Source organism: Rhodococcus sp. IEGM 1307 (assembly GCF_030056915.1).
Lineage (GTDB): Bacteria > Actinomycetota > Actinomycetes > Mycobacteriales > Mycobacteriaceae > Rhodococcus_F > Rhodococcus_F opacus_D.
This window is the reverse complement of record NZ_JASHKW010000002.1, coordinates 1-10904: the sequence shown is the minus strand read 5'-3', so window position 1 is coordinate 10904 and position 10904 is coordinate 1. Positions and strand designations below refer to the sequence as shown.

Sequence of the window (10904 nt, the reverse complement as noted above, 5' to 3'; positions counted from 1 at the left end):
GCTTCATGTCACGCACTCTCGAAGAGAATCTGGTCGGACGCCGCGTCCTGATCACCGGCGCAGCCCGGGGTATCGGCGCCGGACTCGCCAGACGACTTCACGAGCGGGGCGCCCGTGTCGGGCTGCTCGGCCTCGAACCCGAACTCCTCGAACAGACGGCCACCACGTGCGGCCGGGCGCCGTGGCGTCGCTGCGACACCCGCGACCGGCGAGCCGTCGAGGACTCGTTCGACTACCTCACCGACCGGCTCGGCGGCCTCGATGTCGTCGTCGCCAACGCGGGCGTGACGCCCCCGGCGCACATCGTCGAGGGTGATCCGGAGGTGATGCGGTATGCCATCGAGGTGAACGTGATGGGGACGTACCACACGCTGCGGGCCGCGGGACCGTACATCGGGCACCGCAACGGGTACGCGCTCGTCGTGGCGTCGTCGACGACGTTCAGCCCCCTGCGTGGTGTCCACGGCGCCACGAGAGGCGGTGCCGAGGAACTCGGCGAGGCCCTGCGGGACGAGATGAAATCGCTGGGGACCCGGGTCGGCATCGCCCGGCTCGGCGAGATCGACACGGACCGCACCCTGATCGATTTCGACGGCGTCGCGGTTCCCCCACCCCGCGGCAGCGCACTGACCCGGACCTCCTCGATCACGGTGGCGGTCGACGCACTCGAGCGGGCAATCGCGGGACGGAAGAATCGGATATACGCACCGTCCCGGGTACCCGGAACGGATTCTGTGCGTATGCTCGCACTTCGGGCCACGGAGATGACCCGTTCGATCGAACTACGCGCGCACGCAGCCGTTCCCACGAGGGGACGAGCAGAAGGAGAGGGGGCGGCGTGACCGCACGCATTCCACCCGGACGTCTGAAGGAACTCGGCCCCGTCAACTGGGTGTTGTGGCGAATCATCTCCCGTGTCGCCGGTGTGCCGGACGCTCATCTGTTCAGCACGGTGGGCCGCACGAGGGGCCTCTTCCGTGCGTGGCTGCAGTACTCCGGCAAGCTGATGCCGGGCGGGCAGATCTCCCGGTACGAGACCGAATTGATCATCCTTCGCGTGGCGCACCTGCGGAAGTGCGGCTACGAGATGGATCACCACGTGCGCCTCGGACGCCGGGCGGGCGTCACCCCGGCGCTCCTCGAACAGGTGCTGGAAGGTCCCGCCGCGGACGGCTGGGACGCGCGCCGCCGCGCCATTCTCACCGCCGTCGACCAACTCGTCACCACCGACAACCTGGACGATGCCGCGTGGTCGGCGCTGAGCACCCACTTCGACGACCGCCGGATGATCGAATTCTGCTTTCTGGTGACCCAGTACGACGCCCTGGCCACCACCATCGGGACTCTGAGGATCGAACGCGACTATTCGTAGGTTCCACATCGCGTAGAGAAGAGGAACGGCCGCATGACATCCGCTACCGAAGAAGTCCGTTCCGAGAAGGGACTGGCGCGGGTCGCGCAGTCGCTGGCCGGCTGGACGGAAAAATGGTTTCCGGACGCCTACGTCTTCGCGCTCGTCGGCGTCTTCGTCGTCTCGGTGGCCGCATTGGCCAACGGTTCGTCTCCGCAGACGGTCGTGGACGCGTTCGGTGACGGTTTCTGGGATCTGACGGCGTTCACCCTGCAGATGGCGATGGTGGTGCTGACCGGATACGTCGTCGCCACGTCCCCGCCGGTCGCCCGGCTGATCGATCGTCTGGCCATGGTGCCTCAGTCGGGGCGCACCGCAGTCAGTTTCGTCGCATTGCTGTCCATGTCGGTCTCCTTCCTGAACTGGGGGCTCAGTCTGGTGTTCGGCGGGCTGCTCGCCCGGGCGATCGCCCGCCGATCCGACCTGAGAGTGGATTACCGCGCGCTCGGCGCGGCGGCCTTCATGGGTCTGGGCGCCGTGTGGGCGCTCGGCATGTCCTCGTCCGCCGCGCAGCTCCAGGCCACCGCCGCGTCCCTGCCGCCCGCGCTGCTGGAGATCACCGGCGTCCTCGACTTCGGGACCACGATCTTCACCTGGCAGTCGCTGCTGATGTGCGTCATCATCATCGCCCTGACCGTGGTCATCGCCCACTTCTCCGCGCCGAGGGGTGCGGCCGTCACCACCGCCGAGGATCTGGAGGTCGATCTCGACGACCGGCCGAAGGAGGTGGCACCCCGATCGCGACCGGGAGAGTGGCTCGAATACAGCCGGATCCTGCCGGCGCTGGCCGGTCTGATGACGTTGGGGTGGCTGATCTCCCAGCTGGTGACCAAACCCGTGCTCACCGTCGTCAGCAGCCTGAACGCCTACCTGCTGGTCTTCCTCATGCTGGGGCTGGTGCTGCACGGGACGCCGCGCAAGTTCCTGCAAGCCGTCGCGCTGGCCGTCCCCGCCACCGCAGGCATCCTGGTCCAGTTCCCGCTGTACGCCGCGATGGCCGCGATCCTGACGAAGGCCGAGGGCAGAAACGGCCTCACCATCTCCGAGCACTTGGCCGATTTCTTCACGAACATCGGCAGCGGCGGCGGCTTCACCGTCGTCATCGCCCTCTACACGGTCGTGCTGGGCCTCTTCGTGCCGTCCGGAGGCGGAAAATGGCTGGTCGAGGCGCCCTACGTCATGCAGTCGGCCACCGACGTCGGGATGAACCTGGGCTGGACGGTCCAGGTGTACAACGTCGCCGAGGCCCTGCCGAACCTGATCAACCCGTTCTTCATGCTGCCCCTCCTCGCGGTGCTGGGACTCAAGGCGCGCGACCTGGTGGGATTCACGTTCCTGCAGTTCATGTTCCACCTGCCGGTGGTCCTGCTCCTGGTGTGGCTGCTCGGGACGACATTCGAGTTCGTACCCCCGGTGCAGCCCTCCTCGCCGTGACCCCGGTTCGCGCGGCCCGTGAGAGGTCTTACTAACCCACGCTTTACCTCGAGAAATCTCGGTGAAACACCCCGTCCTTAGCGTATACAACCATGTCCACAGGGATGAATACGCCGCCGATCGAGTACTCCTTCGACACTCTGCTCGTCGCGAACCGGGGCGAAATCGCCTGCCGCATCATGCGATCCGCGCACATCCTCGGACTGAAGACGGTCGCGGTGTACTCGGACGCCGATTCGGCGGCCGCGCACGTCGAGATGGCCGACGTCGCCGTCCGGCTGGGCCCGGCTCCCGCCCCCGAGTCGTATCTGCGGGCTGACGCCGTCGTCGAAGCCGCGCTGGCGACAGGCGCGGGCGCGATTCATCCCGGATACGGCTTCCTCTCGGAGAACGACACGTTCGCCGCGGCGGTCGAATCCGCCGGGATCGCGTTCGTCGGCCCCACCCCCGAACAGCTCCGCACGTTCGGGAACAAGCACACGGCGCGCGAGGCCGCCCGCGCCGTCGGCGTCCCGCTCGTCGCGGGCAGCGGGCTCCTCGACTCCGTCGACGCCGCCCTGTCCGCGGCCTCCGACGTCGGCTATCCGGTGATGATCAAAGCCGTCGGTGGCGGCGGCGGCATCGGGATGCAGGCGTGCTTCGACGCCGCCGAACTCCGCGAGGCCTACGACCGCGTCCAGCGCCTCGCCCAGGCCAACTTCTCCTCGTCCGGGGTGTTCCTCGAACGCTTCGTCGCCCGCGCCCGCCACATCGAGGTGCAGGTGTTCGGCGACGGACTCGGCCGCACGCTGAGCCTCGGCACCCGCGACTGCTCGCTACAGCGCCGCAACCAGAAGGTGGTCGAGGAGGCCCCGGCGCCCGGACTCTCCGACGACGTGGTGGAACAACTGCTCAGCTCGTCCCGCAGTCTCGCGTCGTCGGTGAACTACCGGTCCGCGGGAACCGTCGAGTTCGTCTACGACGTGGACCGCGGTGAGGCGTCGTTCCTCGAGATGAACACGCGACTGCAGGTCGAACACCCGGTGACCGAGGAAGTCACCGGGGTGGACCTCGTCGAGTGGATGCTGAGGCTCGCCCGCGGGGACGGTTCCATGCTCGATGGGCTGCCCGACTCCGGACCCGAGATCAGGGGAACCGCCGTCGAGGCCCGCATCTACGCCGAGGACCCCGGCCACGATTACCGTCCCAGCGCCGGACGACTCACCGGGGTCGAGTTCCCGGCTCACACGCGGGTCGAGACGTGGGTCGAGACGGGCACCGAGGTGAGTGCCTACTACGACCCGATGCTGGCGAAGGTGATCACCCGCGGGCACCGGCGCACGGCGGCGTTCGCCGCCCTCGCGGAGGCACTCGCCGACACGCACATTTACGGGGTCCAGACGAACCTGCCCCAGCTGCGGCGGATCTGCGTCGCCGACACGGTGCTGGGCGGCGAGCACACCACGCAGTCGCTGGCCGATCTGCGGCCGACCGGCCGACGCGTCGACGTGCTCCGCGCCGGGACGATGACCACCGTGCAGGATCACCCCGGCCGAATCGGACTGTGGGAGGTCGGTATTCCGCCGTCGGGACCGATGGACGACCTGTCGTTCCAGTTGGTCAACACCGCGGTCGGCAATCCGGTCGGCGCGCCGGGTCTCGAATGCACCCTGCAGGGGCCGCGCCTCGTGTTCTCGGACGCCACCGTGATCTGTGTGGGCGGTGCCGACACCCCGGTCACTCTCGACGGCGAACCGATCCCCTTGTGGGAACCGGTGGAAGCGCCGGCCGGCTCGGTCCTCGACGTCGGCACTCCGGCGGACACCGGCCTGCGCACGTACGTCGCGTTCCGGGGCGGCATCGACGCTCCGCTGTACCACGGCAGCGCGTCCACGTTCACGCTCGGCGGGTTCGGCGGCATCACCGGCAAGGCCGTCACCACCGGTGACGTGCTGGGACTCTTCGACGACTCGCTGTTCGAGAACACCACGGGTCTCGGCGCACCGCATCCCGTCCCGGAGGACTCGCGTCCCGAGTTCACGCACGTGTGGCATCTCGCCGTCACCGAGGGACCGCAGCCGGCGCCCGCCTACTTCACCGACTCCGACATGGCGCAGTTCTACGACACGACCTGGAAGGTCCAGACCCACGCGAACCGGACCGGCCTCCGACTCGACGGCCCCAAGCCGGTCTGGTCGAGGACCGACGGCGGCGACGCCGGGCTGCACCCGTCGAACCTGCACGACAACCCGTACAGCATCGGAGCGCTCAACGTCTCCGGCGACACCCCGATCCTGCTCGGCCCCGACGGACCGAGCCTCGGCGGCTTCGCGTGCCCCCTCACCGTGGTGAAGGCGCACCGGTGGAAGCTCGGGCAGATCAGGCCCGGCGACGAACTGCGATTCGTCGCCGTCTCCGACGACGGTGCGCACGTGCTGCGGGCCTCGGATTCGTCTCGCAGACTGGATCTTCCGCCCACCGCAACCCGCTCGGCGAACAGCGACGGCGGGGTCCTGCGCCGCATCGCGCCCGTGCTGGACCGACCGGAGGTCGTGTACCTGCGCGGCGGCGACGACAACATCCTCGTCGAGTACGGCGACCGGGAACTCGACCTCGGACTCCGCATGCGCGTCCACGCGCTGTCGGAAGCGCTGATCCGGCGTCGGGTCCCGGGCATCATCGACATCACTCCAGGTGTGCGCTCCCTGCACCTGCATTTCGACGCCGACGAACTTCCCGCCGGCCGGTTGCTGGACATCCTCCAGGACATCGAGGAACTGCTGCCCGCGACACACGATCTGGTGGTGCCGAGTCGCACGGTCCGGTTGCCGCTGTCGTTCGACGACCCGTCCATCGCCGAGGCCATCGACCGGTACCGCAACGGTGTCCGCGACGAGGCGCCGTGGCTGCCGTCGAACACCGAGTTCATCCGGCGCATCAACGGTTTGGACAGCGTCGACGACGTGCGCGACGCCGTGTTCGACGCCGAATACCTGGTGCTGGGGCTCGGCGACGTCTACCTCGGCGCACCACTGGCCGTGCCCCTCGACCCGCGGCACCGCCTGGTCACCACCAAATACAACCCGGCGCGCACGTGGACGCCGTCCGACGCGGTCGGGATCGGCGGCAAGTACCTGTGCGTCTACGGCATGGAGTCGCCCGGCGGTTACCAGTTGATCGGGCGCACCGTCCCGATCTGGTCCGGCTACCGGCAGCACCGCCCCTTCGACGAGGGCACACCGTGGATGTTCCGGTTCTTCGACCGCATCGTGTGGGAACCCGTCACCCCGGAGCAGCTGCGCGAATACCGCGAGCAGGCCGTCGCGGGGCGGTTCGACGCCGAGATCTCCGACGGCACGTTCGCGTTCGCCGACCACCTGAAGTTCCTGCGGGACAACGCCGAATCCATCGCCGAGTTCGACTCCCGGCAGTCCGCGGCGTTCGAGGCGGAGAAGTCCGCGTGGCGCGCGTCGGGCGAATTCGACCGCGTCGAGCAGGCGCCCGCACCCGAACCGTCGGCACGGGTCGACGTTCCGCCCGGGGCTGTCGTCGTCGAGGCTCCCATGGTCGGCAGCGTGTGGCGTGTCGAAGTCGAAGCCGGGCAACGCATCGAACCGGGCCAGAACGCCGTGGTACTCGAGGCGATGAAACTCGAGATGCCGGTTGCGTTCACCACGTCCGGAACAGTCCTCGAAGTCCTCGTGTCACCGGGCGCGATCGTCGAACCGGGCACCCCTCTCGTCGTGATTGGAGCAGAAAACTGATGACTGTCGATGCCGTGAACCGCGGACAGACCACCCTCTCCCCCATCGCCCGTGTCGAGGATGCCTTCCGGCGGATCGCCGAGGTGGACCGTCCGGAAGTGTGGATCACCCTCCGGCCCGCCGAGGACGTGCACGCCGATGCCCTTGCCGTGCAGGCCCGTCTCGACGCCGGCGAAAACCTCCCCCTGGCCGGGAAGGTTGTGGCAGTCAAGGACAACATCGACGTCGCGGGACTGCCGACGTCGGCAGCGTGCCCCGAGTTCGCCTACCTCCCCGACGTCACCGCGAGCGCTGTGCGCCGCCTCGTCGAGCAGGGCGCTGTGGTGCTGGGAAAGACGAACCTCGACCAGTTCGCGACCGGGCTGGTCGGGACACGCAGTCCGTACGGCGCCGTCCGGTGCTCGTGGGACCCCGAACGGGTGTCGGGCGGATCCAGCTCCGGTTCCGCCGTCGCCGTCGCCCTCGGCATCGCCGACATCGGAATCGGCACCGACACGGCAGGTTCCGGGCGGGTCCCGGCCGCGTTCAACGGTCTCGTCGGCATCAAGGCGACACTCGGCGTCATCCCCGCCGACGGCGTCGTTCCCGCCTGCGTCGACTACGACTGCGTCACCGTCTTCGCCACCGAACTCGACACGGCCGTGACCGCCGCCCGCATCATGTCGGGCCCGGCGAGCGCGGACCCGCGAAGCCGCGCGTGGCCGTCCGACGTCCGCCTGGCGGCGCCCGCGCAGCCGAGGGTCGCGATTCCCGCGGAACAGAATCTCGACCTGCTGACACCGGAGTACCGTGCGGCATTCGTCGCCACGGTGGGGTCGTTGGCGGACCGAGGTTTCTCCGTCGAGGCGATCGACATCTCCCCGCTCCTCGACGCCGCCCGCCTGCTGTACGACGGCGCCGTCGTCGCCGAGCGGTACACCGCTGTCGGGAAATTCCTCGACACCGCACCGGCGGGTGCCGATCCGGTGGTCACAGCCATCGTCGAGTCGGCGAGGAAGCCGGCGGGCCACGAGTTCGCCGCCGACCTCGACACGCTCACCCGCGTCAAGGCGCAGACGCGGGAACTGCTGGCCGGTTTCGACGGCCTCCTGCTGCCCACCACCACCGAACACCCGACCATCGCTGCCGTACAAGCCGATCCGATCGACATCAACCGGCGGATGGGCACGTACACGAACTTCTGCAACCTGCTCGATATGGCCGCCGTCGCGGTCCCGGGCGCCCCGACCGCCACCGGCGACCCGTTCGGTGTCATGTTCGTGGTGCCTGCGTTCGCCGACCAGGTGGCCGTGGACCTCGCGGCCCGTCTCGTCGGTGCACCGGCGCCCACCCTCGTCGCGGACGGTGTCGAACTCGCCGTCTTCGGAGCCCACCTGCGCGGACAGCCCCTGCATTTCCAGCTCGAGGACATCGGCGCACGGTTCGTGGACACCATCACCACCACGGACGCCTACCGGCTCACCGCGCTCGCCACGACACCGCCCAAGCCCGGCCTCGTCCGTCGCGGCCCCGGCGCGGGAGCGGCGATCGCCGGGGAACTGTTCCGGGTGTCGCCCGCCGGGCTGGGCGCCTTCCTCGCCGCACTGCCCGCCCCGATGGCGCTGACGAGCGTCGAATTGTCCGACGGCCGCGCCGTGGTCGGCTTCAGCTGCACCCACGACGCGGTCGACGGGGCCACGGATATCACCGAGTTCGGCAGTTGGGTTGCCTACACCCGTGAGTACTTATTAACCACGGGCGGTTAATAAGTACTCACGGCAAGGACGGCGGCGGCGCGAGTCGAGTTGCGCCCGATCAGCTTCTGCAGGTCGCCGCTCCCGGTGTCGAGGGCGCCGACCGCGACTCCCGCATCGGAGTCGGCGAGCATGCTCGCGATCGGTGCGGGCAGTCCGGCCCCCTCGAGCACCGCGGCGTACTCGGCCTGCGGAAGATCCTTGTACGACACCGGCTTTCCGAGGACGGAGGAGATGACCTCCGCCAGTTCGCTGTACGTCAGGCGCTCGTCGCCACCGAGCTCGTACACCTTGCCTGCCTGCCCGTCGGCGAGGAGGACCGCGGCGGCGGCCTCGGCGTAGTCCTTGCGGGCGGCAGCGGCGACGACACCCGTTCCGGCACTGCCGAACAGCGCACCGGTCTCGGCCGCGGCGGGAATGCTGCCGAGGTAGTTCTCCCAGTACCAGCCGTTGCGGAGCAGCGCGAAGTCGATTCCGGACTGCGTCAGCCGGTCCTCCGTGGCGCGGTGTTCGACGGCCAATCCGATCGGGCTGTTCTGCGCGTCGAGGACGCTGGTGTACGCGACGAATCCGACCCCGGCGGTCTTCGCGGCGTCGATGACGTTGGTGTGCTGGGCAACCCGCTGACCGACCTCGCTGCCGGAGACGAGCAGCAGCTTGTCGACGCCGGCGAAGGCCGACTCGAGTGCGGCGCGATCACCGTACTCCGCCTGCCTGATCTCCACGCCCTTGTCGGCGAGGTCCGCGGCCTTGGCCGGGGTGCGGACGACGGCGACGATGTCGCCCGCGGGGGTGCCCTTGTCGAGCAGTGCCTCGACGACGAGTCGACCGAGGTGTCCGGTTGCTCCTGTGACGGCGATGGTCATGACGAACTCCTAGCGCATGAGGGGGCGAGTTGACTTTTCAAGCTCACTTTCCATCATGCACTAATTTTTCGTAAGTGCAAATGTTTCGGTAAGCACTTCCTTCATGTGGGGTAGGCTGGACGCATGTCCGAGCTCGCACAGCCAGCACAGGAAGCCGAGGACCCCACCCTCGAGGCCGACGTCTTTGCACGCAACTGCGCGTCGCGCGAGACCCTGCAGACCATCACCGGTCGCTGGGGGGTGCTCGCACTCGCGGCGCTGACCGAGGGGAACTACCGATTCAGCGCACTCCGCCGACGCGTCGACGGCGTCAGCGAGCGCATGCTGTCGCAGACGTTGCAGGCCCTCGAACGAGACGGCCTCGTCGTTCGCGAGGTGCTCGAGGCCATTCCACCCAAAGTCGAATACAGCCTGACACCGCTCGGCGCCGAGGTCGGTTCACGCCTCATCGGCCTGATCGAACTGGTCGAATCGCGCGTCCCCGACGTTCAGGCAGCACAGGAGAAGTACGACGCCGGACGCGGCGTCAGCTGAGTTCGTCGAGTTCGGTTTCCTCGTCGACGATGTGGACCGCGGCCTCTTCGGCCGACGCCGCTCCCCCGTCGATGCCGATGTCGGACGCCACGAGGTCCTTCTCCTCGTCCTCGCCCACACCCGCGTCCTCCGCGACGAGCCGGCCCGACCGCAGCCGCCCGACCTCGTTGTCGTCGAGGATCTCCGCGTTGTCGTCGTCTTCCAGAGCCGGGTCCGGCTCCTCCTCCGCGAGCCGCTGATCGAGGGTCTCACCCTCGCGCTGCTCGGCGGCCGTCGTCCCGTACGCGTCGAGCCCGAGCGGCCTCTCCGGAGGCGAATAGCCCTCGTCGAGAACGTCGTCCACACCTCGGTCGACCAACGTGTCTTCCGGCTGCAACTGGTCCTCTTCGTCCAGGCTGTACTCGCCCTCGGATCCTTCTGGCGTGCTGTCCGGCATGGTCATCTTCCCCACGATGCCACCGGAACGGGCAGTTCGCCATCGGATCGCGGAAGCAACCCGGTGAGAAACGAGAAGGGCCCGCACAGAGACTGTGCGGGCCCTCTCGGTGTTCGGGTCAGAAGTTGATCATGTGCCCGGCGAGACCGTGGATGGCCTCCTGCAGGGCTTCGCTGAGCGTCGGGTGCGTGTGCACGTTGCGGGCCAGCTCGTTGACGGTGAGGTCCCACTTCTGCGCGAGGGTCAGCTCGGGCAGCAGCTCGGAGACGTCGGGGCCGATGAGGTGTCCGCCGAGCAGTTCGCCGTACTTCTTGTCGGCGATCAGCTTGACGAAACCGGTCGGGTCACCGAGGCCGTGCGCCTTGCCGTTGGCGGTGAACGGGAACGTCGCGACCTTCACGTCGTACCCCTCGTCCTTGGCCTGCTGCTCGGTCAGACCGAAGCTCGCGACCTGCGGCTGGCAGAACGTGGCCCGCGGCATCATCCGGTAGTCCTCGATCGGCAGCGTCTCGACGCCGGCGATCGTCTCGGCGGCCACGACGCCCTGCGCCTCGGCGACGTGCGCCAGCTGCAGCTTCATCGTGACGTCACCGATGGCGTAGATGTGCGGCACCGACGTCTGCATCGTGTCGGTGATGCCGATCGCACCACGATCGAGCTGCACGCCGGTCTTCTCGAGGCCGAAGCCCTCGACGCGGGGCGCGAATCCGACCGACTGCATCACCTTGTCGACCACGACGGTCTCGA

General features: G+C 68.5%; 9 protein-coding genes. 6 read left to right on the top strand and 3 right to left on the bottom strand.

What is annotated here, in order from left to right; all coding sequences use genetic code 11:
- Positions 1–5 precede the first annotated feature (5 nt).
- The 5 genes from QM841_RS03690 (at position 6) to atzF (ending at position 8333) form a co-directional block, all read left to right on the top strand.
- Positions 6–842: an SDR family NAD(P)-dependent oxidoreductase gene (locus QM841_RS03690; protein WP_283330981.1), complete on the top strand. Its 837-nt coding sequence runs from the start codon at positions 6–8 to the stop codon at positions 840–842.
- Positions 839–1372, top strand: a complete 534-nt coding sequence (locus tag QM841_RS03685) for a carboxymuconolactone decarboxylase family protein (protein WP_283330980.1) — start codon at positions 839–841, stop codon at positions 1370–1372. Before QM841_RS03690 ends, QM841_RS03685 begins: the two co-directional genes overlap by 4 nt.
- Before the next feature lie 33 nt (positions 1373–1405).
- A complete protein-coding gene (locus QM841_RS03680; RefSeq protein WP_283330979.1) occupies positions 1406–2845 on the top strand; it encodes a short-chain fatty acid transporter in 1440 nt (479 codons plus the stop codon).
- 92 nt (positions 2846–2937) lie between these two features.
- The gene (gene uca, locus QM841_RS03675) at positions 2938–6588 is read left to right on the top strand and encodes an urea carboxylase (protein WP_283330978.1); all 3651 of its coding nucleotides are present in this window, start codon (positions 2938–2940) and stop codon (positions 6586–6588) included.
- Complete coding sequence (gene atzF / locus QM841_RS03670; RefSeq protein ID WP_283330977.1) at positions 6588–8333, top strand: allophanate hydrolase; 1746 nt, start codon at positions 6588–6590, stop codon at positions 8331–8333. The genes uca and atzF overlap by 1 nt, the downstream gene beginning before the upstream one ends.
- On the opposite strand, the gene QM841_RS03665 is transcribed toward atzF, so the two are convergent.
- Positions 8330–9187, bottom strand: coding sequence for an SDR family oxidoreductase (locus tag QM841_RS03665; protein ID WP_283330976.1), 858 nt, complete (start codon positions 9185–9187; stop codon positions 8330–8332). The genes atzF and QM841_RS03665 overlap by 4 nt on opposite strands.
- A 123-nt stretch (positions 9188–9310) precedes the next feature.
- Between QM841_RS03665 and QM841_RS03660 the strand changes: the two genes are divergently transcribed.
- Positions 9311–9721, top strand: a complete 411-nt coding sequence (locus QM841_RS03660; RefSeq protein WP_280779834.1) for a winged helix-turn-helix transcriptional regulator — start codon at positions 9311–9313, stop codon at positions 9719–9721.
- On the opposite strand, the gene QM841_RS03655 is transcribed toward QM841_RS03660, so the two are convergent.
- A complete protein-coding gene (locus tag QM841_RS03655) occupies positions 9714–10163 on the bottom strand; it encodes a DUF5709 domain-containing protein (RefSeq protein ID WP_283330975.1) in 450 nt (149 codons plus the stop codon). The genes QM841_RS03660 and QM841_RS03655 overlap by 8 nt on opposite strands.
- Before the next feature lie 112 nt (positions 10164–10275).
- Positions 10276–10904 (bottom strand): oxidoreductase dimerization domain-containing protein (locus QM841_RS03650; protein WP_283330974.1); only part of this gene is annotated, 629 nt, incomplete at its 5' end.

Coding starts and splice junctions, on each gene's coding strand:
- QM841_RS03690 (WP_283330981.1), top strand. CDS start 6: ATGTCACGCACTCTCGAAGAGAATCTGGTCGGACGCCGCGTCCTGATC.
- QM841_RS03680 (WP_283330979.1), top strand. CDS start 1,406: ATGACATCCGCTACCGAAGAAGTCCGTTCCGAGAAGGGACTGGCGCGG.
- uca (WP_283330978.1), top strand. CDS start 2,938: ATGTCCACAGGGATGAATACGCCGCCGATCGAGTACTCCTTCGACACT.
- atzF (WP_283330977.1), top strand. CDS start 6,588: ATGACTGTCGATGCCGTGAACCGCGGACAGACCACCCTCTCCCCCATC.
- QM841_RS03665 (WP_283330976.1), bottom strand. CDS start 9,187: ATGACCATCGCCGTCACAGGAGCAACCGGACACCTCGGTCGACTCGTC.
- QM841_RS03660 (WP_280779834.1), top strand. CDS start 9,311: ATGTCCGAGCTCGCACAGCCAGCACAGGAAGCCGAGGACCCCACCCTC.
- QM841_RS03655 (WP_283330975.1), bottom strand. CDS start 10,163: ATGACCATGCCGGACAGCACGCCAGAAGGATCCGAGGGCGAGTACAGC.